18 protein-coding genes and 2 tRNA genes are annotated in these 23,453 nt (G+C 43.1%); 17 read left to right on the forward strand and 3 right to left on the reverse strand.

Annotated features, from left to right (window positions below; all coding sequences use genetic code 11):
* The first annotated feature begins 242 nt into the window (after window positions 1-242).
* From secG to nlpI, 11 genes are all read left to right on the forward strand, one after another.
* Window positions 243-581 carry a preprotein translocase subunit SecG gene (secG, locus tag ACOSVQ_RS15625; protein WP_491983430.1) on the forward strand — a complete coding sequence of 113 codons (339 nt, stop codon included), beginning with the start codon at window positions 243-245 and terminating at the stop codon, window positions 579-581.
* A 26-nt stretch (window positions 582-607) separates the two neighbouring features.
* Window positions 608-690 (forward strand) — tRNA-Leu (locus ACOSVQ_RS15630).
* Window positions 691-743: 53 nt separating this feature from the next.
* A tRNA-Met gene (locus ACOSVQ_RS15635) sits at window positions 744-820 on the forward strand.
* Window positions 821-1,052: 232 nt separating this feature from the next.
* Window positions 1,053-1,508 carry a ribosome maturation factor RimP gene (gene rimP, locus ACOSVQ_RS15640; protein ID WP_491983431.1) on the forward strand — a complete coding sequence of 152 codons (456 nt, stop codon included), beginning with the start codon at window positions 1,053-1,055 and terminating at the stop codon, window positions 1,506-1,508.
* A 35-nt stretch (window positions 1,509-1,543) separates the two neighbouring features.
* The gene (gene nusA, locus ACOSVQ_RS15645; protein WP_491983432.1) at window positions 1,544-3,031 is read left to right on the forward strand and encodes a transcription termination factor NusA; all 1,488 of its coding nucleotides are present in this window, start codon (window positions 1,544-1,546) and stop codon (window positions 3,029-3,031) included.
* Window positions 3,032-3,053: 22 nt separating this feature from the next.
* Window positions 3,054-5,765, forward strand: a complete 2,712-nt coding sequence (gene infB / locus ACOSVQ_RS15650; RefSeq protein ID WP_491983434.1) for a translation initiation factor IF-2 — start codon at window positions 3,054-3,056, stop codon at window positions 5,763-5,765.
* Window positions 5,766-5,924: 159 nt separating this feature from the next.
* A complete protein-coding gene (rbfA, locus tag ACOSVQ_RS15655; protein WP_165310368.1) occupies window positions 5,925-6,320 on the forward strand; it encodes a 30S ribosome-binding factor RbfA in 396 nt (131 codons plus the stop codon).
* Window positions 6,320-7,255 carry a tRNA pseudouridine(55) synthase TruB gene (gene truB, locus ACOSVQ_RS15660; protein ID WP_491983435.1) on the forward strand — a complete coding sequence of 312 codons (936 nt, stop codon included), beginning with the start codon at window positions 6,320-6,322 and terminating at the stop codon, window positions 7,253-7,255. Before rbfA ends, truB begins: the two co-directional genes overlap by 1 nt.
* 191 nt (window positions 7,256-7,446) lie before the next feature.
* On the forward strand, window positions 7,447-7,716 hold the full coding sequence (gene rpsO, locus ACOSVQ_RS15665; protein WP_491983436.1) for a 30S ribosomal protein S15: 270 nt from the start codon (window positions 7,447-7,449) through the stop codon (window positions 7,714-7,716).
* Between the two features lie 345 nt (window positions 7,717-8,061).
* Window positions 8,062-10,194, forward strand: coding sequence for a polyribonucleotide nucleotidyltransferase (gene pnp / locus ACOSVQ_RS15670; RefSeq protein ID WP_491983437.1), 2,133 nt, complete (start codon window positions 8,062-8,064; stop codon window positions 10,192-10,194).
* A 116-nt stretch (window positions 10,195-10,310) separates the two neighbouring features.
* A complete protein-coding gene (nlpI, locus tag ACOSVQ_RS15675; protein WP_491983438.1) occupies window positions 10,311-11,234 on the forward strand; it encodes a lipoprotein NlpI in 924 nt (307 codons plus the stop codon).
* 60 nt (window positions 11,235-11,294) lie between these two features.
* Here nlpI and ACOSVQ_RS15680 read toward each other — a convergent pair whose 3' ends face one another.
* On the reverse strand, window positions 11,295-13,643 hold the full coding sequence (locus ACOSVQ_RS15680) for a PilZ domain-containing protein (RefSeq protein ID WP_491983439.1): 2,349 nt from the start codon (window positions 13,641-13,643) through the stop codon (window positions 11,295-11,297).
* A gap of 128 nt (window positions 13,644-13,771) precedes the next feature.
* On the opposite strand from ACOSVQ_RS15680, the gene radA reads away from it, so the two are divergent.
* On the forward strand, window positions 13,772-15,148 hold the full coding sequence (radA, locus tag ACOSVQ_RS15685; protein ID WP_491983440.1) for a DNA repair protein RadA: 1,377 nt from the start codon (window positions 13,772-13,774) through the stop codon (window positions 15,146-15,148).
* Window positions 15,149-15,346: 198 nt separating this feature from the next.
* Window positions 15,347-17,434 carry an elongation factor G gene (fusA, locus tag ACOSVQ_RS15690; RefSeq protein ID WP_491983441.1) on the forward strand — a complete coding sequence of 696 codons (2,088 nt, stop codon included), beginning with the start codon at window positions 15,347-15,349 and terminating at the stop codon, window positions 17,432-17,434.
* A gap of 100 nt (window positions 17,435-17,534) precedes the next feature.
* Here the strand turns inward: fusA and ACOSVQ_RS15695 are convergent, their stop codons facing one another.
* Both ACOSVQ_RS15695 and ACOSVQ_RS15700 read right to left on the reverse strand, forming a co-directional pair.
* A complete protein-coding gene (locus ACOSVQ_RS15695; RefSeq protein WP_491983442.1) occupies window positions 17,535-19,220 on the reverse strand; it encodes an AMP-binding protein in 1,686 nt (561 codons plus the stop codon).
* Between the two features lie 124 nt (window positions 19,221-19,344).
* Window positions 19,345-20,091, reverse strand: coding sequence for a helix-turn-helix transcriptional regulator (locus ACOSVQ_RS15700; RefSeq protein ID WP_491983443.1), 747 nt, complete (start codon window positions 20,089-20,091; stop codon window positions 19,345-19,347).
* 509 nt (window positions 20,092-20,600) lie between these two features.
* Here ACOSVQ_RS15700 and ACOSVQ_RS15705 point away from each other — a divergent pair.
* From ACOSVQ_RS15705 to cpaB, 4 genes are read left to right on the forward strand one after another with little or no spacing between them, the layout of a single operon-like run.
* The gene (locus tag ACOSVQ_RS15705; protein WP_491983444.1) at window positions 20,601-20,780 is read left to right on the forward strand and encodes a Flp family type IVb pilin; all 180 of its coding nucleotides are present in this window, start codon (window positions 20,601-20,603) and stop codon (window positions 20,778-20,780) included.
* Between the two features lie 27 nt (window positions 20,781-20,807).
* Complete coding sequence (locus ACOSVQ_RS15710) at window positions 20,808-21,341, forward strand: A24 family peptidase (RefSeq protein ID WP_491983445.1); 534 nt, start codon at window positions 20,808-20,810, stop codon at window positions 21,339-21,341.
* A gap of 25 nt (window positions 21,342-21,366) precedes the next feature.
* A complete protein-coding gene (locus tag ACOSVQ_RS15715; RefSeq protein ID WP_491983446.1) occupies window positions 21,367-22,719 on the forward strand; it encodes an ATP-binding protein in 1,353 nt (450 codons plus the stop codon).
* On the forward strand, window positions 22,716-23,447 hold the full coding sequence (cpaB, locus tag ACOSVQ_RS15720; RefSeq protein ID WP_491983447.1) for a Flp pilus assembly protein CpaB: 732 nt from the start codon (window positions 22,716-22,718) through the stop codon (window positions 23,445-23,447). The genes ACOSVQ_RS15715 and cpaB overlap by 4 nt, the downstream gene beginning before the upstream one ends.
* Window positions 23,448-23,453: the final 6 nt, after the last annotated feature.

A 23,453-nucleotide genomic window follows, 5' to 3' on the forward strand; every position in this document is an offset into this window, starting at 1 on the left:
CTCCTAAGTTTTTAACCGAGTTAGAAATTTGGAGCCAAGTTTAAACTAATATCACTTTGAGCCTTTTTTGACCGTTTAATAAGCAAACTAGATATTTTTAATAAATATCCCTTGTCAGTCATACTCGCATCCGATAGTATTGCCTCCGCCTTCGTTGAGGAGGTCGCTAGCCTTGTTCTCGTCGATGATTGGTCATGATTGGAACGGCGCTGGCTCAACAATTTGGAACATAGGTGGAAGCGATGTTTACAGTTCTACTTGTGATTTACCTGTTGGCAGCGGTTGGTATCATTGGCCTAGTGTTGATCCAGCAAGGTAAAGGCGCAGATATGGGAGCCTCATTCGGTGCTGGTGCTTCAAACACAGTGTTTGGCGCGAGCGGCTCAGGAAATTTCCTAACCCGAATGACTGCAATTTTTGCAACAGTATTTTTTATCTTTAGTCTTGTGTTAGGCAACATGTCTACTCACAAAGCTGAATCACAATGGGTTGACCCTACTAAAGGTCAAGTGATTGAGCAAACTACTGAAGGTACATTGAGTGAAACTCCAGCCCCAACAGGCGATGAAATTCCTCAATAATCTTACTGAAAAGTAAGAAAGGTTATGCCGAGATGGTGAAATTGGTAGACACACTAGCATGAGGTGCTAGCGCTTCGGTGTGAGGGTTCGAGTCCCTCTCTCGGCACCATGTTTACAAACTTGTAAAACACCTTGTTGAGCGTATAATGCTCGCAAGTCGGACGCGGGGTGGAGCAGCTTGGTAGCTCGTCGGGCTCATAACCCGAAGGTCGTCGGTTCAAATCCGGCCCCCGCAACCAATTATTTTCTATTATTAGCGTTTCTCTATTATTAGAACGATAATTGTTGCAAGTTTGGCAGTGTTTACCTCACTGCAGTTGAGAAGAAATTCTCAATTTATCAGGGTCCAGCAGCAAAAACCCCGACTTTCGGGGTTTTTTGTTATCTGTGTTTCTTAACGTGCAACACAGGTGCTTTGCTTGGAATTTAAATTGGGCTCTATGCCCTTTTTTTGTTTCTGGAGTGGTTTAAATGACTGGTTTAGAAAGACAATTAACTGAGATGCTTGAAGCGCCTGTAGCGGCTTCTGGTTATGAGTTGGTTGGATTAGAGTTTGTTCGCGCAGGACAACACTCAACACTACGTATCTACATTGATCATGAAAACGGTATTAACGTTGATGATTGTGCAGAAGTAAGTCATCAAGTGAGTGCTGTATTGGATGTTGAAGATCCGATCACTGTGGCTTACAACTTAGAAGTGTCTTCGCCAGGTATGGAAAGGCCACTCTTTAAAGCTGCACATTATGATCAATTTATCGGTCACGAGGTCAGCATCGTTTTGAAAATGGCTGTAGCAAATCGTCGTAAATGGAAAGGTATCATTCACTCAGTTGATGGTGAAACTGTTGCTGTAACTGTCGATGGTCAAGAAGAACATTTTGCGATTAGCAATATTTCAAAAGCTAACCTGATCCCTAAATTTTAGTTCTCCTAGAGAAAAGAGCTTAAGAGGCTATAACAATGAGTAAAGAAATTTTAGCGGTTGTAGAGGCTGTTTCGAACGAGAAAGCAGTACCTCGTGAGCGTATTTTTGAAGCGCTTGAAATTGCGCTAGCAACATCAACTAAGAAGAAATACGAAATTGACGTAGATGTTCGTGTTGCTATCGACCGCAAAACTGGTGAGTTTGAAACTTTCCGTCGTTGGTTAGTAGTAAACGAAGTAGAGAGCCCAACTAAAGAGATGTCTCTAGAAGCTGCATCTTATGATGATGATTCAGTTGAGTTAGGCGATTACTACGAAGAACAAATCGAGTCAGTAACATTCGACCGCATTACAACGCAAACTGCTAAGCAAGTAATCGTGCAAAAAGTACGTGAAGCAGAGCGCGCACAAATCGTTGAACAGTTTATCGATAATGAAGGTGAGCTAGTAACAGGTGTGGTTAAGAAGGTTAACCGTGAGACTGTTATCCTAGATCTTGGCAACAACGCTGAAGCTGTAATTTTGCGTGAAGACCAACTTCCTCGTGAAAACTTCCGTCCAGGCGACCGTGTACGTGGTCTTCTGTACAAAGTTGCTCCAGAAGCTCGTGGTTTCCAACTTTTCGTTACACGTTCTAAGCCTGAAATGTTGGCTGAACTGTTCCGTGTAGAAGTGCCTGAAATCGGCGAAGAGATGATCGAACTGAAAGGCGCTGCTCGTGATCCTGGTTCTCGCGCGAAAATCGCAGTGAAAACCAATGATCGTCGCATCGACCCTGTTGGTGCGTGTGTCGGTATGCGTGGTGCACGTGTACAAGCAGTATCTAGCGAGCTTGGTGGCGAGCGTATCGATATCGTGCTTTGGGATGATAACCCAGCGCAATTCGTTATCAATGCAATGGCACCAGCTGATGTAGCTTCTATCATCGTTGATGAAGATGCGCACTCAATGGATATCGCAGTTGAAGCTGATAACCTAGCTCAAGCTATCGGTCGTAACGGTCAAAACGTACGTCTAGCGTCTCAACTATCTGGTTGGGAACTGAACGTAATGACAGTTGCAGATCTAAACAAGAAACACCAAGAAGAATCAATGGCAGCTATCGAGAACTTCATGAAGTACCTTGATATTGAGCAAGATTTTGCTGAGCTATTGGTTGAAGAAGGTTTCTCAACATTAGAAGAAGTTGCGTACGTTCCAGTAAATGAACTACTTGAAGTAGATGGTCTTGACGAAGACCTAGTTGAAGAACTACGTAACCGTGCAAAAGATGCATTGACAACAATCGCATTGGCACAAGAAGAATCGTTCGAAGGCCTAGAGCCTGCTGAAGACCTACTTTCTCTAGCTGGTCTTGAGCGTGATATGGCATTTAAACTTGCTGCTAAAGGTGTGGTAACACTAGAAGATTTAGCAGATCAAGGTATCGACGATCTTGAAGGTATTGACGGTCTAACCGAAGAACGTGCTGGCGAGCTAATTATGGCTGCTCGTAACATTTGTTGGTTCGGCGAAGACGCATAATTTCAGCAAGGGAGAAAGCGGCATGACACAACTTACAGTTAAAGCACTGAGTGAAGAAATTGGTACTCCAGTTGACCGCTTATTAGAACAACTTGCTGATGCTGGTATGAAAAAAACGAGTTCAGACAGCGTGTCAGAAGATGAAAAAAGCAAACTTCTGAATCACTTACGTAAGGAACATGGAGAGGGCTCAGGAGCTGAGCCAACTCGTTTAACGCTCCAGCGTAAAACCCGCAGCACATTAAGCGTAAGTGCAGGTGGCGGTAAAAGTAAGGATGTTCAAGTTGAAGTGCGCAAAAAACGAACGTATGTTAAGCGCAGTGCAATTGAAGATGAAGCAAAACGCGAAGCAGAAGAATCTGCAATGCGTGAAGCTGAAGAATTAGCGAAACGTGAAGCTGAAGAAGCTGCAAAACGTGAAGCGGAAGCGCAAGCTCAAGCAAAACGTCAAGCAGAAGAGCAAGCAAAACGTGACGCAGAAGAAAAAGCAAAACGTGATGCAGAAGATGCTAAACGTGATGCACAGGGTGGGGCGCAACGTGAACGTTCTGCTGAAGATAAAACGAAGCAAGAAGCAGCGCGAAAAGAAGCCGAAGCATTGAAGCGTCGTCAGGAAGAAGAAGCTAAGCGTAAAGCTGAAGAAGAGAGTCTTCGTCAGCTTGAGAAAGCACGTGAATTGGCTGAACAGAATAATGAGCGTTGGTCTGCTGAAGAAGAGAAAAAGGGTAGTATGGACGATAATACAGATTACCATGTGACCACTTCGAGCTATGCTCGCGCGGCAGAAGATGAAGCAGACCGTCGTGAAGAAGGTGGTCGTCGCCGTGGTGCTTCAACCAAAACGAAAAAGACGAAAATGTCTAATCGTGACGACAAGCAAGAGCGCGAGACTCGCCGTGGCGGTAAAGGTCGTAAAGCTGGCAAAATTGCTAAGCCATCTTCAATGCAACATGGTTTTGACAAGAGCGCAGTTGTTGCTAAGTCAGACGTTGTAATCGGCGAAACTATCGTTGTATCTGAACTGGCAAGTAAGATGTCAGTGAAAGGTACTGAAGTCATCAAAGTGATGATGAAGATGGGGGCTATGGCGACAATCAACCAAGTGATTGACCAAGAAACAGCACAGCTTGTTGCTGAAGAAATGGGTCACAAAGTGATTCTTCGCAAAGAGAACGAGCTTGAAGAAGCGGTAATGCAAGACCGTGACAACGAGTTTGAAAAAGTTTCTCGTGCACCAGTTGTTACCATCATGGGTCACGTTGACCACGGTAAGACATCAACACTTGACTACATTCGTCGTACACACGTTGCATCTGGTGAAGCGGGTGGTATTACACAGCACATTGGTGCATACCACGTTGAAACGCCAAACGGCATGATCACGTTCCTTGATACTCCTGGACACGCGGCGTTTACGTCTATGCGTGCTCGTGGTGCTCAAGCGACGGATATCGTTGTACTTGTAGTTGCAGCAGACGATGGCGTAATGCCACAAACAATCGAAGCTATCCAACACGCGAAAGCGGCGGGTGTGCCTCTGATTGTCGCTGTGAACAAGATCGATAAAGACACGGCTAACCCAGACAACGTTAAGAACGAACTGGCGCAGTACGATGTTATTCCTGAAGAGTGGGGCGGTGAGAACATGTTCGTTCACATCTCTGCAAAACAGGGTACTAACATTGACCAACTTCTAGAAGTTATCCTGCTACAAGCTGAAGTTCTAGAACTGACAGCAGTGAAAGACGGCATGGCTTCTGGTGTGGTTATCGAATCACGTCTAGATAAAGGTCGTGGTCCAATCGCAACGGTACTTGTACAGTCTGGTACTCTGAACAAAGGCGACATCGTTCTTTGTGGTCAAGAGTACGGTCGTGTACGTGCTATGCGTGACGAAGTAGGTAACGAAATCAACGAAGCTGGTCCTTCTATTCCTGTAGAGATCTTAGGTCTTTCAGGTGTACCTGCTGCCGGTGATGAAGCGACAGTTGTACGTGATGAACGTAAAGCTCGTGAAGTTGCAAACTACCGTCAAGGTAAGTTCCGTGAAGTGAAACTTGCTCGTCAGCAAAAATCTAAACTAGAGAACATGTTCTCTAACATGACTGCTGGTGACGTTTCTGAACTGAACATCGTACTGAAAGCTGACGTACAAGGTTCTGTTGAAGCAATCGCTGATTCATTGATGAAGCTATCGACTGAAGAAGTGAAAGTGAACATCGTAGGTTCTGGTGTTGGTGGTATTACTGAAACTGACGTAGTACTAGCAGCAGCATCTAATGCTATCGTTGTTGGCTTTAACGTTCGTGCGGATGCTTCAGCTCGTCGTGCGGTTGAAAACGAAAGCATCGACCTACGCTACTACTCAATCATTTACCAATTGATTGACGAAGTTAAAGCGGCAATGAGCGGTATGCTTGCTCCAGAATTCAAGCAAGAGATCATTGGTCTTGCTGAAGTTCGTGACGTATTTAAGTCACCGAAACTGGGTGCAATCGCAGGTTGTATGGTTACTGAAGGTGTTATCAAGCGTAACGCTCCAATTCGTGTACTACGTGATAACGTGGTTATCTACGAAGGTGAACTTGAGTCGCTACGTCGCTTCAAAGACGACATGCAAGAAGTTAAGAATGGTTATGAGTGTGGTATCGGCGTTAAGAACTACAACGATGTTCGCGTAGGCGACCAAATCGAAGTATTCGAGACTATCGAAATCCAACGTACCATCGATTAATTCGCTAAAATTAATGAATCCTTTGTTGCTAAGTTCGTCAATCGATAAGCGAAACTGGGTTCATTAATACTGCAGTATTAACGGCAATGTTCGGTTGTTGAATACGCCATGGGGGAGTGGGAATACCATTCCCCCATTCTTTCTATTAGTGAGAAAATTATGCCAAAAGAATTTAGCCGCACTCAACGTGTGTCTCAACAATTACAAAAAGAACTCGCAATGATCCTTCAACGCGAAGTTCGTGACTCTCGTTTAGGAATGGTGACCATTTCTGACGTGGAAGTTTCTCGTGACCTAGCTTACGCGAAAGTGTTTGTCACTTTCCTTTGTGTTGGTGAGCAAACTCCAGAGTCTTGTCTAAAAGCGTTACGTGAACACGAAGTTCATATCCGTATGATGCTTGGTAAGCGTATTCGCCTACGTCTAACTCCAGAAATTCGTTTCCACTACGACAGCACTTTAGTTGAAGGTATGCGTATGTCTAACCTTGTTTCTGAAGTCGTAAGTAGCGACAAGCAAAAGCAAAAAGAAGCAGGTCGTGAGGACGAAGAGTAATGGCTCGTCGTCGTAAAGGGCGTCCGATTAATGGTGTGGTGCTGATTGATAAACCAACCGGCATCTCATCCAACGACACCTTACAAAAAGTTAAACGCCTTTTCTTTGCTGAAAAAGCAGGGCACACCGGAGCGCTCGATCCACTAGCAACCGGAATGCTACCTATTTGCTTAGGCGAAGCGACTAAGTTTTCTCAGTTTTTACTTGATTCCGATAAGCGCTATCGTGTGATTGCAAGGCTGGGTGAACGTACCGATACATCAGATTCAGACGGTGAAGTGGTTGAAACACGTGACGTGAATGTTGACCGTGACACGTTGGTGAGTTGTATCGAAAAATTCCGTGGTGAAACGGACCAAGTACCATCAATGTTTTCGGCATTGAAATACCAAGGTCGTCCATTGTACGAATATGCTCGTCAAGGTATCCAAGTTCCGCGTGAGTCTCGTAAAATCACTGTCTACGACATCGTACTGCATCGTTTTGAAAATGATGAAGTTGAGATGGAAGTTCACTGCTCAAAAGGCACTTACATCCGCACTATCGTCGATGACTTAGGTGAAATGCTAGGCTGTGGTGCGCACGTGACTATGTTGCGTCGTACTGGTGTAGCGAAATACCCATATGAAAATATGGTAACGCTTGAGCAGCTTAACGCACTTATTGAGCAAGCTCATCGTGAAGAACGTTCACCTTATGATGTTCTTGATGCGTTGCTGTTGCCTATGGATACTGCTGTACAGGATTTACCAGAAGTAAACCTTGTTCCTGAGTTGGTTGATATGGTTCAACATGGACAACCGGTTCAAGTATTTGGTGCGCCAACTGAAGGCATCGTTCGTATGACTGGCGGCGAAGAACGTTTGTTCTTAGGTGTTGCTGAAATTAACGATGATGGAAAGATCGCGCCAAAAAGATTAGTAGTTTATCCATAGCGTACTTGAAGTCGCTGCGTTGTTAACTACAAAGCCAATTTCTGTGGATTTATCGAGCGAACTTACAGGTGTTATTAAGCGAAATAGCGCTTGTGTGGTTAAAGGTTATTCCCTATAATCCGCACCTCACGTGTCGGCTGAATCAGAGATTGGCTGACACAAATATAAACTTAACTCTTTAGGAGAGAATTATGTCTCTGAATGCAGAAACTAAAGCAGCAATCGTTGCAGAATACGCACGTTCTGAAGGCGACACTGGTTCACCAGAAGTTCAAGTAGCTCTACTTACAGCTTCTATCAACCACCTACAAGGTCACTTCAAAGCTCACAAAGGCGATCACCACAGCCGTCGTGGTCTTCTACGTATGGTTTCTAGCCGTCGTAAACTTCTAGACTACCTAAAAGGTAAAGATCTAGAGCGTTACCACGCACTAATCGCCCGTCTAGGTCTACGTCGCTAATTAGCGTCTGCCTTGCAGGTTTAAAGAAAAAGGGGCTTTATGCCCCTTTTTTGTGTCTGTAGAAAGTCAAAATTGCTATTTATGGCGACCTTAATTCTTTCCTGAAATTAGCATCTTGCCGCAAGCGGGTATATACTACGCACGGCGAAATCCTTAGTTAGGCTTTCACACTAATACTCACTACATTACAGTCAACCACGTCGACCAAACGGTCGCGGCTATTCAAAGCGTGTTTGCTGAATATTCTGGATACGGAATTGAAGCGCGTTTTCACTAGTCGCGATTCGTAATGTGTGAGGTTCATTTATTTAATCTGAGCAAATGCTCAGAGTAAGGAATATTTACATGTTCGAAAAACCAGTTGTTAAAACGTTCCAGTATGGCAACCACACTGTAACGCTAGAAACAGGTGTTATTGCTCGTCAAGCAACATCAGCAGTAATGGTTACTATGGATGACACCGCAGTATTCGTATCTGTTGTTGGTAAGAAAGAAGCGGTGGAAGGTCAAGATTTCTTCCCTCTAACTGTAAACTACCAAGAGCGTACTTACGCTGCAGGTAAAATCCCTGGTGGCTTCTTCAAGCGTGAAGGTCGTCCTTCAGAAGGCGAAACACTAACTGCTCGCTTGATCGACCGCCCAATCCGTCCACTGTTCCCAGATGGCTTTACAAACGAAGTTCAAGTTATCGCGACAGTAATGTCTGTGAACCCAGATGTTCAACCAGATATCGTGACTATGATTGGTACTTCAGCAGCGCTTGCTATTTCAGGTATCCCATTCAACGGTCCTATCGGTGCTGCGCGTGTTGGTCACATCGATGGTCAACTCGTTCTGAACCCAAGTGAAAAAGAACTAGCAACTTCTCGTCTAGACCTAGTTGTTGCTGGTACTGATTCTGCAGTTCTAATGGTTGAGTCAGAAGCTGACAACCTAACTGAAGAAGAGATGCTTTCTGCAGTTGTATTTGGTCACGACCAACAACAAACGGTAATCAATGCAATCAATGAGTTTGCAGCTGAAGTTGCTACTCCTGCTTGGAACTGGACAGCTCCTGCTGAAAACACAGAGCTTAAAGCAAAAATTGCTGAACTAGCTGAAACTAAACTAGTTGAAGCTTACCAAATCACTGAAAAAATGGCGCGTTATGACCGCATCCATGAAATCAGTGCAGAAGTAAACGAGAAGCTACTTGCTGAAAACGAAGAGTTGAACCTAAAAGAAGTACACACTATTTTCCACGATCTAGAGAAAGTAGTTGTACGTCGTAGCATCATCGCGGGTAACCCTCGTATTGATGGTCGTGAGAAGGACATGGTTCGTGCACTAGATGTACGTACTGGCGTTCTTCCACGTACTCACGGTTCTGCGCTATTCACTCGTGGCGAAACTCAGGCTCTAGTAACTGCTACTCTAGGTACTCAACGTGATGCACAAATCATCGATGAGCTAACTGGCGAGAAGAAAGATTACTTCCTACTACACTACAACTTCCCTCCATACTGTGTAGGTGAAACTGGTTTTGTAGGTTCTCCTAAGCGTCGTGAAATCGGCCACGGTAAACTGGCTAAGCGTGGTATTGCAGCAGTAATGCCTTCTCCAGAAGAATTCCCGTACACAGTACGTGTTGTTTCAGAAATCACTGAATCAAACGGTTCTTCTTCAATGGCTTCTGTTTGTGGTACTTCTCTAGCTCTTATGGATGCTGGTGTGCCAATCAAGTCTTCTGTTGCGGGTATCGCAATGGGTCTTGTTAAAGAAGGCGACGATTTCGTTGTTCTTTCAGACATCCTTGGTGACGAAGACCACCTAGGTGATATGGACTTTAAAGTAGCAGGTACTAACTCTGGTATCACTGCACTTCAAATGGACATCAAGATTGAAGGTATCACTAAAGAGATCATGCAAATTGCTCTTAACCAAGCGCAAGGTGCACGTAAGCACATCCTATCTGTAATGGATCAAGCTATCTCTGGTGCTCGCGCAGATATCTCTCAATTTGCTCCACGTATCCACACAATGAAGATCAATGCTGAGAAGATCAAAGACGTTATCGGTAAAGGTGGTGCAGTTATCCGTGCTCTGACTGAAGAGACTGGTACAACTATCGAAATCGAAGATGACGGTACAATCAAGATCGCTGCAACTTCTGGTGAGCAAGCGAAAGAAGCGATTCGTCGTATCGAGCAAATCACTGCTGAAGTTGAAGTTGGTAAGATCTACACAGGTAAAGTTGCACGTCTAGCAGACTTCGGTGCATTTGTAACGGTTCTTCCAGGTAAAGACGGTCTAGTTCATATTTCTCAAATCGCTGATCAGCGTGTAGAGAAAGTATCTGACTTCCTAACTGAAGGCCAAGAAGTTCAAGTTAAAGTACTTGAAATTGACCGCCAAGGTCGTGTTCGTCTGAGCATGAAAGAAGCGGTAGAAAAGCCAGCAGCAGAAGCAGCAACTGATTCAGCTTCAGACGCAGAATAAGTTTACGTAAAAGATGGAAATGCGAACTGTTTTCGCATTTTATCTAAAAAGCGTGTTATAAAGGGAGCGTGATTCGCTCCCTTTTTCATGCATTGGGTATACAGGAGTATCTATTAGTGAAATGGTTCAAAACAGCAGCAGCCAGTGCTGCATTGATGCTATTAGCTGGATGTGCGAGCAATTCATCAGAATCGGATCAATCGGTACCATGGGTTTATCCACCAATGGCTATTCCTTTACAGGCAAGTGTTCAGCAGGAAGTGCAAATCGCGCGTTTGACGCAGCTACTCCAGCGACCGGATTTAACGGATGAAGTTCGAGCAAAAATGCTTTTTGAGCGTGGTAATGCGTATGACAGTGTTGGCTTACGTGACTTAGCTCGTTTGGATTTCACTCAGTCACTAGCGCTTAATCCCGCCCAACCTGATATTTTTAACTTGTTAGGTGTGTATTACACCGAAACGGGTGAATTTGACGCAGCCTATGAGTCATTTGATTCAACGTTGGAGCTCGACCCTAATAATGAATACGCAATGCGTAACAGAGCTGTCGCTCTTTATTATGGTGAACGTCCACAGCTAGCGTTTGACGAAGCGGATAAACATTACCAAATGGATCCTAATGATCCCTTCAGAGCTTTGTGGCGCTATATCATCAAAATGGATCTGGATCCTAAAGCCGCGAAATCAGAACTTAGCGAACAGTTCAAATCTCACAATGAAGAGTGGGGTTGGCTATTGGTTGCTATGATGTTGGATGAAATATCAGAAGAGCAGTTGTTTAAAGTCGTGTTAGCAAGCACTCGCGACAACAACTTGTTAGCACAGCGTTTAACGGAAGCTTATTTCTATCTGGGCAAACGCTATCAAATGCAGGGTGATTATGCGCACGCAGTATCGCTCTACAAGTTGGCTATTTCATTCAATGTTTACGAATACGTTGAACATCGCTATTCGTTTATTGAGATGGGACGCATCTACAAAGATGTGCGAGAAGCTCAGCAAGCGAAAGAGAAAGCCGACCTTACGGCTAGCGAATAACCTAGTAATTACGTAAAAAATCCAGTGTTGAAGCACTGGATTTTTTATTTGTGAGCAAACTTAATTAGTCAGTTCTAAGCGAATAAGAACTTCTTCAGTTATATCGATAATTTCGCCATAGCCGGCTATCGAACTGATTTCTTTCTCTAAGTTTTTTGCTTGATGAAGGCTGATTTGTGCCAGCTCATCCAAATCACGTCTCAGCAAAACAGTAAACGGGTCGAATACTGGGGCACCACACAGGCGTAAGACAAAAATTTCACCCATCAATTGCGCTTTCTGAATAAACTTAATTCGTTCTTTTGTATTGGGAAAATCTGATAACAATTGTGTTTCAACAGATTGGATACGAGAACCGAACTTAATGGCTGAAATATAGACTTCATTATACTGAGGTTCTGCACCATCAATTTTCTTCATTGGCGTTGCCAACAGTGTGTTGGTATGCCCTTTGAATATTGGCTCTAAAGAGAGTTGTCCTTCTTGACCGAGTTTTGCTAGCAAGGCCAAATGTGGTGGAAGAGGGTAGTTCACTCCAATCACTCTAGGTTTCAAGCTTGGACCACTTTTTTCTACGAAAATAGGCGCGCTAACAATCTTGTCTAACAAAATGTTGTGTAGACCTTCAAGTAGCTGAGGGCTTGGCAAAATTTCTTCTTTCGGTTTCAACTTGTCCTGATTACTTTCAATGATGCTATTGAAAAACGCGATGGTTTTCATGGTCTGAGCATTTTCATCGATCATCAGATGTAGACGTTGTCCTTCTGGGCTTATTCGTATTACCTGATAAGGGACTGCATTAAGTGGTAAGTTTTTGTCATACAGTTTTAGCTCAAGGTAATCGATGTTGATCATGTCACCGGCTTTGAAGTGCACTGGTGTATTCACAATCACGTTTAATCCGCGCTTAGACAGGTCGACTGTTGCACCTTCAGACAGTATTTCACCATTCTGAATGACATTTACCGGAGTTTTTAAATTGTAGCGAGGCTCTTTTCGACGTGAACGAGCATCAAAATAGATACCAGTTGGCGCTCCGATAACTTTGCGTGGATGGCGGAACGGATTAAGTTCACTGGTTGGCATTTGAGGCTTATCAACCAACAAGTAATCTTTTGCCGAGCTGAAATCACTGATTTCTTGTAAAACGCCACAGTGCGTTAGCTGCTTAGATTGATTGGCAAGCTCGCTTGAATGATTTGCCAATTCTTCACGTTCAATGTCAGAAAGTTCAAAGACTGAAAGACGAAACGCTTTCCAGCTTTCTTTGCGTGCACCAATATGCCAAAACAGTTTTCTCTGTTCGCTCGTCGCTTCGGGCATCATCATAGAAAAGAAGAATGTTTTATCCTGATGCTCATGTTTAAACGCGTAAAGTACGTTGTTACTGCCGCTCACTCCTGGTCTGGTCAACATCTCCATTCGTGTTTGATTAAACAAACTGCTCAAGGATTGTTGGTTTCGCTCATCGTGCCAGTATTGCCATAGGGGATGATTGTTCTCGGTAAGCAGCGCCAATTTCAGCTCACTGCCACTGAAAAATACAGGTAAGTTACAGGTGTGTTTTAGATAACTGTGCTCATAGCCACGAGTTCTGGCTCGGATAATTTTATCCTGATTATCATGACGAGCTTTTTGGCTATTGTTTTTAAGCGACTCTTCAATCACTTGTTCAATAATAGTGCTATCTGAGAGTTTTAACGCACGTAAATATTTGACTGCGTCATTATCATAAGACTCATCGACACCGAGAATACGATACTCAATTGGTTTATTTAGCCCTTCAACCTGAGTACTTTTACCCAGTTCAGTAAACTGAACCCAAATTGTATCGCCAAGCTTGTAGTTAAACGCAGAAGGCACTTTAAATTTTGCACCAGATGCCGACAAATCAACACTTAGCCCATGAACAACCTGTTCGTTACTGGGTAGATGAATTTTGACCTGAGTATTGAGCTTTAAGCGGTTTTCTAAACGTTTAAGGTCATAGCCTAGTTTGATCGGCTCGACTTCAAAAGTCCCATCGATGGAAGCGCTTTTTCCTTTGTTCAACGTTCCTTGCTGTTTCATTACTCGGAAGTTGTTACGGGTGTTAATTAAGTTTTCCCAAACACCTTCAGTGTAACCGCCAAACTTTTTAATACTCTTGTGATAGGTATTAAATGCAACATCATCAAGCCAATGTTTCCGGCCATCTAATTCATATTCTCTGCATTCCCCTTGAACTCGACCGCGCAGATCGATGCTTTTCGTGCACGGAGCCATAACGCGATTCAGTTCCATCTTCACAAGAAGTTTGACAGACGGTGGCTGCCCTCCGGTGAATTTGTTCAGGAGTTGCTCAAAGTCGGCTGATTTATAAGCGGGAATTAGCCGTTCAGCGAGGGAGAGAATTTCAGATTGCTGCATAGTTTTCTGTTAGAGTAGTGTTCTCTTAGTACAATCGGCATTGATAATGATTTCTTTAGTAATATGTTGCATTGATTCAACATATTATTAAAGTCTCTCTGTCACAACTTAGATGAATTTGAGGAACCATGGTAAAAGCAAAACGCGCTTATGTGTGTAACGATTGCGGCGCAGATTTTCCCCGTTGGCAAGGTCAGTGTAACGCTTGTGGAGCATGGAATACCATATCTGAAGTAAGAATGGCAGCGTCACCACAAGTTGCGCGTAATGAGCGACTCAGTGGCTATGCGGGGAGCGTGGAGTCTACGGTTCAAACTCTCTCAGAAATCAATTTGCAGGAAGTGCCACGTTTTAGCAGCGGTTTTAAAGAGCTAGATCGAGTGTTAGGTGGTGGTGTTGTCCCAGGAGCGGCAATCTTAATTGGTGGTAATCCGGGGGCTGGTAAGTCCACACTTCTATTACAGACCATGTGTTTACTTTCATCTCAAATGCCGACGCTTTATGTAACCGGTGAAGAATCGCTTCAACAGGTCGCTATGAGAGCATCTCGTCTAGGTCTTCCGAAAGAGCATCTGAAAATGCTCTCTGAAACCAACGTGGATAAGATTTGTCAGGTGGCAGAGAAAGAGCAGCCTAGAATCATGGTCATAGACTCAATTCAGGTGATGCATGTTGCAGATGTTCAATCTTCGCCGGGCACTGTTGCTCAGGTGCGAGAGTCAGCAACTGCGCTGACCCGTTATGCCAAACAGAACAATGTCGCGGTATTTATCGTTGGGCATGTAACGAAAGATGGCACTTTGGCAGGGCCTAAAGTACTGGAACACATTATCGACTGCTCAGTATTGCTGGATGGTGGTTCTGATACCCGATTCAGAACACTACGTAGCCACAAAAACCGTTTTGGCGCAGTAAATGAACTCGGCGTTTTTGCAATGACAGGGCAAGGGTTGCGTGAAGTGAGTAATCCATCTGCGATTTTCCTCTCTCGTGGTGAAGAGGATACATCGGGAAGTTCGGTAATGGTGGTATGGGAAGGCACTCGCCCTCTATTAGTTGAGATACAAGCACTGGTGGATTATTCACAGTTGGCAAATCCAAGACGTGTGGCTGTGGGTTTGGAGCAGAACCGATTGTCGTTGCTACTAGCGGTTTTACACAAGCATGGCGGACTGCAAATGGCTGATCAAGATGTGTTTGTGAATGTGGTTGGCGGCGTAAAAGTGACTGAAACCAGCGCGGATTTAGCATTATTAATGGCTCTACTATCCAGTTTCCGCGATAAACCGTTACCTAAAGATGTCGTGATCTTTGGTGAAGTAGGTCTGGCTGGCGAAATTCGTCCGGTACCAAGTGGTCAGGAGCGTCTAAATGAAGCCTTTAAACATGGCTTCAAAAGAGCAATTGTTCCTGCGGCGAATATGCCTAAAGGCGGTATTGCAGGAATGCAGATACATGGCGTTAAGAAATTATCAGAGGCTATTGAGGCATTCGATGAGCTTTAGCGTGTTCAATTCTTAAAAGATGAGAGTAAAAGAAAATATTTTTGAATTCGCTCGCGTCTTGGGCAGGAATCGCCTATATTTCACGATCATTAGCTGTAGTTAAATATTTTTTAAGGGCAGCGGCTTGCAGGGGTATCAGTCTTGACAGATTGTGATATACTCTGCGCGCATTTTATATCCTATTAACAGAGTAAGACAATGGCAGATTTATCGAAATACAGAAACATTGGTATTTTCGCGCACGTTGACGCGGGTAAAACCACTACCACTGAGCGTATTCTAAAGCTTACAGGTAAAATCCATAGAACTGGTGAGGTTCACGATGGTGAGTCTACTACTGACTTCATGGTTCAAGAAGCAGAGCGCGGTATTACTATCCAGTCAGCAGCTGTAACGTGTGAGTGGAAAAATCACCGTCTAAACGTTATCGATACTCCTGGACACGTTGACTTTACAGTTGAAGTATACCGTTCACTTAAAGTTCTTGATGGCGGTATCGGTGTATTCTGTGGTTCTGGCGGTGTAGAACCTCAGTCAGAAACTAACTGGCGTTACGCTAACGAATCTGAAGTTTCACGTATCATTTTCGTAAACAAACTAGACCGTATGGGTGCAGACTTCTTCAACGTAGTTGAGCAAGTTAAAAACGTACTTGGTGCAAACCCACTAGTTATGACTCTACCTATCGGTCGTGAAGACGATTTCGTAGGTGTTGTTGATATCCTAAACCGTCAAGCATACGTATGGGATGACTCTGGTCTTCCAGAGAACTACTCTATCCAAGACGTTCCTGCTGACATGGTTGACGATGTAGAAACATACCGTGAAATGCTGATCGAAACAGCAGTTGAGCAAGACGACGAGCTAATGATGGCTTACATGGAAGGCGAAGAGCCGACTGTTGAGCAAGTTAAAGCTTGTATCCGTAAAGGTACTCGTGACCTAGCGTTCTTCCCAACATTCTGTGGTTCTGCATTCAAAAACAAAGGTATGCAACTTGTTCTTGACGCAGTAGTAGATTACCTACCAAGCCCAACAGAAGTTGAGCCACAAGATCTAACTGATCCAGCAACTGGTGAACCAACTGGCGAAAAAGCGATCGTTGACGCTGAACTTCCACTTAAAGCTCTTGCGTTTAAGATCATGGATGACCGTTTCGGTGCTCTAACATTCGTACGTATTTACTCAGGTCGCATTAAGAAGGGTGACACCATCCTTAACTCTGCAACTGGTAAAACTGAGCGTATCGGCCGTATGGTTGAGATGCAAGCGAACGACCGTACTGAGATCACTGAAGCTCAAGCTGGTGACATCATCGCTATCGTTGGTATGAAGAACGTTCAAACTGGTCACACTCTATGTGATGTTAAGCACGAATGTACTCTAGAGCCAATGATCTTCCCAGAGCCAGTAATCTCTATCGCTGTTGCGCCTAAAGATAAGAACGGTTCTGAGAAAATGGGTATCGCGATCGGTAAAATGGTTGCAGAAGATCCATCTTTCCAAGTTGAAACTGACGAAGATTCAGGCGAAACCATCCTTAAAGGTATGGGCGAACTTCACCTAGACATCAAAGTAGACATCCTTAAGCGTACTTACGGTGTTGAACTAGTTGTTGGTGCTCCTCAAGTAGCTTACCGTGAAACAATCACTAAAGCTGTTGAAGATAGCTACACGCACAAGAAACAGTCTGGTGGTTCAGGTCAGTTCGGTAAGATCGACTACCGTATCAAACCAGGTGAGCCAAACTCTGGCTTCACGTTCAAATCAACAGTTGTTGGTGGTAACGTACCTAAAGAATTCTGGCCAGCAGTAGAAAAAGGCTTTGAAGGCATGATGGCTCACGGTGTTCTAGCTGGCTTCCCTACGCTAGACGTTGAAGTTGAGCTATTCGACGGTGGCTTCCACGCAGTTGACTCATCTGCTATTGCATTTGAAATCGCAGCGAAAGGTGCATTCCGTCAAACTATGCCAAAAGCTGGCGCGCAACTTCTAGAGCCAATCATGAAAGTTGACGTGTTTACTCCAGAAGATCACGTTGGTGACGTAATCGGTGACCTTAACCGTCGTCGTGGTATGATCAAAGACCAACAAGCAGCGGCTACTGGCGTACGTATCAAAGCAGACGTTCCACTATCTGAAATGTTCGGCTACATCGGTACTCTACGTACAATGACTTCTGGTCGTGGTCAGTTCTCTATGGAGTTCGCACACTACGCACCATGTCCTGCTAACGTTGCAGAAAAAGTTATCGCTGAAGTTAAAGAGCGTAACGCTAAGAAATAATGCCTAGTTAACTAATAATTAGTTAATAAGTATTAGAAAGCCCCATCAGTGAAAGCTGATGGGGCTTCTTTTTATCGCTACTTTTTAGTCAAATGAAACGTTATTTTTCCCAAACAATTAGCTGACCTTTAGGCCAGTTTTGCCCAATTTCATGATATTTCTTTTCTAAAACATGACGTTTAATTTTAAGCGTTGGAGTAAGAATGCCATTGGCTATTGACCAAGGTTCTTTGATCATTAATACGCCTTTGATTTGTTCATGGGTTTCGACTTCAGCATTAATACGTTTTATGATTTTTTCCGTTGTTCTTTCATAGCGAGAACGGTCAAAGTTAGGGAAATCATGGGGTACAACTAGCAGAATAGGCGCTGGTAGCCCCAGACCAATCATGCACATCATTTCTACTCGAGAGTATTCAAAGAGTTTCTTTTCAATAGGCACAGGAGCGACAAATTTACCTTTCGCTGTTTTGAAGGTATCTTTCTTACGTCCTTGAATGCTTAGATATCCGTCTTTGTCTATTGAACCAATATCACCTGTGTGAAGCCATCCTTCATTGTCGAACGATTCTTTAGTGGCGATATCGTTATTGTAGTATCCAGAAAAAAGTCCTTTGCTAAGAACCAGTATCTCTCCATCTTCAGCAATTTTAATCTTCACTCCCGGCCCAGAATTTCCGACTGTACCGATTTTATCTGCTCTAAATGGGTAGTTAATGGTGCTGTAAGCAAAAGACTCAGTCATCCCCCAAGCCTCGGTGATATTTAATCCAATCTGGTGATACCAACTAAGCAAAGCTGGTGAGACTGGTGCAGAGCCGCAACCTAAAATCCTTGCATTATCTAACCCCAAACTGTCTGATATTTTGCGTTTAATTAATGTGTTTACAAAAGGGACTTTCAACAAAATATTCAGTTTACGTTGTGGTAACTTATCAAGGATTCTTTGTTGGAATAAGGTCCATAGGCGGGGAACAGAGATGAAGAAAGTAGGTCTCTGCATTCTTACATCTTCAATAAATGTTTCTAGTGATTCTGGAAATGCAGTTTGTACTCCACCCTGAATGGAAGTCCCGAATATATAAACTCGCTCAGTAATGTGTGCCAATGGGAGATAGGAGAAAAGGCGGTCATCTTCTCTTATGCTAATCAAATCTATGAGTTGTTGTACTGACCAAGTAAACGCACCATATGTAAGCATAGCCCCTTTAGGTTGACCGGAAGTACCTGAGGTGTAAACCAGAGACATTAGTTTGTCATCGTGGTGTTGAACTCTCTCTGAGCTTGGTGGGTATTGTTTAATAAGATCTTGATATATGTATTGGCATTTTGGTGCTGAGTCGTAAGGCAATGAGATGCTTATGATATTAGGCATCTGTTGCAAAACTGTTGTTATCGCTTCTCCATCATCCAACTTACCCACAATAATGTGTTGGCAGCCACTATGGTTTAAGCAGTATTCGATTGTATCCGCTCCCGCAGTTGGGAAAATTGGAACACTGATATAATCACCGAGCATCATAGCTAAATCGCATATAAACCATTCAGCACAGTTTTTGGAAATCAGGGCAACTTTATCTCCAGGATTTGCACCCAAACCTCGCAAGGCGGAAACTAGACGTAAGGCTTTATCTGCAACATCTGAATAGGTGAATTCAACGAATTGCCGGTTAATAATCTGTTTCAGATAAACGTCATTAGGACGCTCGTCAGCCCATTTCAATATCATTTCATTTGGTGGTGGGAGAGAGCAGTAAGGTTGATGTGACTCATTTGGCAGAATCATTTTCGAACTCCATACAACAGCGCTTGGTTATTAAAATAATTGTTGTTATAAAAATGTTAACTCAATTTAACATTAGCACGGGTGTGTAGGTTCGAAAAAGATCAAAACGTGAAAATTTGTAACTTTAAGGGGAATTAATTTGCCTGAATACTCCGGGGCTAATTCCTGTTTTCTTTTTAAAGATACGTGAGAAATAAGAAACGTCGTGGTAGCCACATTGATACGCAACAAAGGCAATTTTTGCGTTAGGTTCTTCCAGCAATAGACGTTTTGCTAACGTGATTCGTTTGCTGCAGATGTAATCTCTAAAACTAACCCCAACCATTCGTTTGAATAGCTTGGAAAAGTAGGAGATGGAGTAATGGCAGTAACCTGCAACATCTTCCTCTCTGATTTCCTGCGTAAGATTCAGATCGATATGTCTCAAAATATCCAACATCTCTTTGCTCATTGTATGAGGAGAAGCAGGAGCATGCTGCAATCTCGGGTCAAATGCTCTATGACCAGAAGAAAAGCTTAGGCTTAGTTTTTCACTAATGGTGTTGGCTGCAATTAGTGGGTCGTCTTTTGAAATATCGACGATAGCAAAAATAGCATCATTTCTATTAATAGAGTTTAAAAAGTTACCTTCATGGATAACCACAAGATACTTATTAAGGTTTGCACATATTCTTAGTGCTGTGAGCAATAACTCTTGGCATTTTTCCTTGTGAAGAAAAAACACAGCGTAGTGAATGTTGGGTTCACTAAGAATAGACACATCATTACCGTGCTCAATCACGGTAAAAAAAGAGTTACATGCGTCTTGAACTCGTTTTGGTAGTTGATTCACAGGGCTCCCAAGCCAGTGAGCTACGTGTTTAGCTGCCATAGATGAGTTTTATCCTTCCGTAGATAAGCTCTAAAAGTTTAGCAATTTTTGTCAAGGAACTGTCATGGTGTCAGTTTTGTGTCATGACAATGTAAGAGTAGAGTTATGGAAAGAAAGTGCAAGTTGTCATCTAAAAGTTGCAGAATGCCGTCCCAAAAATAGTTTATTCGGGGATTATTAATAGTGACACTACTTCATATTACGAATGTAATTTTTTTCATTAATTTCAAGAATGAGAAAGTGCAAGTATAAGTTAACTGGCTTGCGACATAGAGGTAATGCTCAATTCTAACTGTTTGTCCTATCTTATTTGAAACTAGTTTCTTAAAGGCTTGGAGAGGAATATTAATCAAATCGATTAGTACAAATTCATCCTAAAGAGTGGTTTGAATTTATTGATCCTCTACTTTTTTTGAATAAAAAAGTACCAAAAGAGAGCAAAAAAGTCCTAACCTCTAACTTAAGAACTCTCTACATTAGAAATGAGCCATTTAAAAAGGAGGCCTCTAATGAATAAGTTTATTGAGCAAGTTAAAGCTTTTTGGGCAGACGAAGACGGGCTAAGTGCTGTTGAGTACGTTGTAGCTGGTTCTTTGATTGTTGCAGGTTTGGCTGCTGCATTTACTGGATTAGGTAACGCGATTCAAACTGGTGTTGGCGAAATAACGACTACGATTACGTCAGGCTAAATATGACCTGAAGGTAGTTAGGTTTGTATGCTATTGACCATATGGTTAACTTTATTAGTAATTGGTGTATCTGATGCTCGAGAGTATCGGATACCTAATTACTTGATTATTTTTCTTTTTTCTATATCTGTTGTGTTTACATTATTTAGCTCTTGGTCGACCGACAATTTAAATGTAGCTGGAGGACATGTTCTAGGATTCTTTTTCGCTTTTTTTGTTGGGATTGCTTTTTACATACTTAAAGTTGTCGCTGCAGGCGACGTTAAACTGATTGCCATAATTGGTCTATTAGTTGGCTATAGCGGTTTATATACATTCACTATATACCTTTTATTTTGTTGCTGTTTTATTGGGGGGATGTACTGGTTACTTAATAGACAAATGTTCTATTCTTCCTGCCCCCAAAAAACTACAGCTCGAAGTTTTAAGCTTACTTGCAGTTTAGGTAATTATTCATCGGGATTTAAAAACGACTTCAACACAAAGGCGGATATATCTTACATGCCATTTGCTCCAATAGTAATAGTTGCATTAGCCATGTATCAATATTTTCAACACTAATTTTTGTCGAGCTAAGGAAGTAGCTATGGCTGAAGCATTACAAAAGGAAGTTACTAAAACAGTGCTGTCTCCCCAAGCTTCAGCGCCCAAAGTACCCACTACGTTTAATGAGTTGCATATCCCTCAAGCGGTACTTGAAAATTTGTTACTTAAGCAGTTAGCTGCTTATCCTAAATCCGACATATTACAATTAACTCGTTTGATGGCGATTAGCAGCCATATGATTGAAGAGTTAATAGCGGTTTTGCGTAAGAAATCCTTAGTTGAGGTCTATCAAGCTGAGTCCAACTCCTATTTAGCTCAGTCTTCTGGACATGTGCGCTATGGTTTATCAGAAACAGGTATGCAAGAGGCTGACAATGCTTTTCAACGAGATGCCTATTTAGGACCAGCTCCTGTTTCATTACAAGACTATAATGCGATGGTGAAGGCGCAAGATGTGCGGGCCAAACTAGTTACTAGACCGGATGTTACTCGTGCTATGAGTGATGTATTTGGTGCCGATAGGATGATTTCTGTTTTGGGACCTGCCATCAATTCGGGGCGTGCGTTATTACTGTATGGTGATGCGGGCACTGGTAAAACTTATGTAGCTACTCGGTTGCTCAATTCACTTAATACCTCGGTTTACATTCCCTATGCGGTTTATGCTGCGGGTAACATTATAAAAGTACTTTCACAGCAGCATCATAAACCGGTAGTCGACAACGATGCACAACCGCAAAGCATAACCTATAAAGATCAATATGATCGTCGTTGGGTATTGTGTGAGCGCCCAAGTATTCAAGTAGGCGGTGAGCTCACTATGGATATGCTTGAGGTTAACCATACTGAGCACAACAGAGTATGGATGGCACCATTGCAAATGATGGCGAATAATGGAATTTTGGTTATCGATGACTTAGGTCGTCAGCCTATGCCTGTTGACACCATTCTCAACCGGTGGATTGTGCCTATGGAGTATTTTTTTGACCATCTTTCTCTGCCTAATGGTCAACAAATTACGATCCCGTTTATTTTGACCTTAGCCTTTTCGACTAACTTGGATCCTGAGAAAATTAGTGATCCCGCATTTCTTCGCCGTTTGGGTTACAAAATTCAATTCCACCCTTTACATCAATCTGAATACCACGCTCTGTGGGAAAGCATGGCGAGTGGTCGTTCGCTATCAGTACAGCAAGCGTCTTTTGAAAGCTTATATAACTTACACAGTTTACATGGTGTGGGCTTTTATCCTTGTTTACCAAAAGACATTATCGGAATCAGTCGAGATATCATCGCTTTTGAAGAAGCAGAACCGATTATTACGCCAGAAATACTTGAGCGTGCATGGGAAGTTTACTTCACGGCGGATGGAAAAGGAGGAGGAGCTCGATGAGTCGCAATCAGATTATTTTACTGTTTTTGCTGTCGATCATTTTTGGTCTAGGAGCCGTTTTTTTTGCTAAGCAGTGGATGGATCGGCAAGCACAACCCCAGACTAAAGTTGAAGTTGTTGAGCGGGAGCCAGTTATCGTCGCAGCCATTGAAATTGCGGCAGGGACGGTTCTTGATGAACAACATTTCACGATCAAACAACTTGAGAAAGCTTGGCGTGCAGAAAACCAGTTTACTGATGTATCGACTCTTGTCGGTATGGTCGCAACGGACAATATGTATCCCGATGAAATTGTGATTGCAGAGCATATTAGCGCTCCAGGTCAAGGTGCGACTTTGGCGACCTTAATTCCTGAAGACAAGCGGGCACTGACCATTAGAGTTAATGACGTTATTGGGGTCGCTGGCTTTCTACTCCCTGGTAACCGAGTGGATATATTAAACACCGTTAACGCATACACCACCACAGTTTTGAAAGATATTAAGGTATTAGCAGTCGATCAGACAGCAAGAACAAAAGAGAACAAACCGATTATTGTACGAGCCGTGACTTTGGAAGTGTCCCCAAAAGAAGCGGAGAAATTGTTAAGTGCTAATAGCAAAGGTTCTATTCAATTAGCATTGCGTAATCCGAATGCTGTGGAGCCTAAAGTTATCAAACAGTATGTGGCTCCGAGAGTAACAATCATAAAAGGAACGAATTCTTCCAGTGTTCGTGTCAAGGAATGAGGTGAG

The organism is Vibrio sp. HM8-C (genome assembly GCF_058630515.1).

Coding starts and splice junctions, on each gene's coding strand:
- secG (WP_491983430.1), top strand. CDS start 243: ATGTTTACAGTTCTACTTGTGATTTACCTGTTGGCAGCGGTTGGTATC.
- rimP (WP_491983431.1), top strand. CDS start 1,053: ATGACTGGTTTAGAAAGACAATTAACTGAGATGCTTGAAGCGCCTGTA.
- nusA (WP_491983432.1), top strand. CDS start 1,544: ATGAGTAAAGAAATTTTAGCGGTTGTAGAGGCTGTTTCGAACGAGAAA.
- infB (WP_491983434.1), top strand. CDS start 3,054: ATGACACAACTTACAGTTAAAGCACTGAGTGAAGAAATTGGTACTCCA.
- rbfA (WP_165310368.1), top strand. CDS start 5,925: ATGCCAAAAGAATTTAGCCGCACTCAACGTGTGTCTCAACAATTACAA.
- truB (WP_491983435.1), top strand. CDS start 6,320: ATGGCTCGTCGTCGTAAAGGGCGTCCGATTAATGGTGTGGTGCTGATT.
- rpsO (WP_491983436.1), top strand. CDS start 7,447: ATGTCTCTGAATGCAGAAACTAAAGCAGCAATCGTTGCAGAATACGCA.
- pnp (WP_491983437.1), top strand. CDS start 8,062: ATGTTCGAAAAACCAGTTGTTAAAACGTTCCAGTATGGCAACCACACT.
- ACOSVQ_RS15680 (WP_491983439.1), bottom strand. CDS start 13,643: ATGCAGCAATCTGAAATTCTCTCCCTCGCTGAACGGCTAATTCCCGCT.
- radA (WP_491983440.1), top strand. CDS start 13,772: ATGGTAAAAGCAAAACGCGCTTATGTGTGTAACGATTGCGGCGCAGAT.
- fusA (WP_491983441.1), top strand. CDS start 15,347: ATGGCAGATTTATCGAAATACAGAAACATTGGTATTTTCGCGCACGTT.
- ACOSVQ_RS15695 (WP_491983442.1), bottom strand. CDS start 19,220: ATGATTCTGCCAAATGAGTCACATCAACCTTACTGCTCTCTCCCACCA.
- ACOSVQ_RS15700 (WP_491983443.1), bottom strand. CDS start 20,091: ATGGCAGCTAAACACGTAGCTCACTGGCTTGGGAGCCCTGTGAATCAA.
- ACOSVQ_RS15705 (WP_491983444.1), top strand. CDS start 20,601: ATGAATAAGTTTATTGAGCAAGTTAAAGCTTTTTGGGCAGACGAAGAC.
- ACOSVQ_RS15710 (WP_491983445.1), top strand. CDS start 20,808: ATGCTATTGACCATATGGTTAACTTTATTAGTAATTGGTGTATCTGAT.
- ACOSVQ_RS15715 (WP_491983446.1), top strand. CDS start 21,367: ATGGCTGAAGCATTACAAAAGGAAGTTACTAAAACAGTGCTGTCTCCC.
- cpaB (WP_491983447.1), top strand. CDS start 22,716: ATGAGTCGCAATCAGATTATTTTACTGTTTTTGCTGTCGATCATTTTT.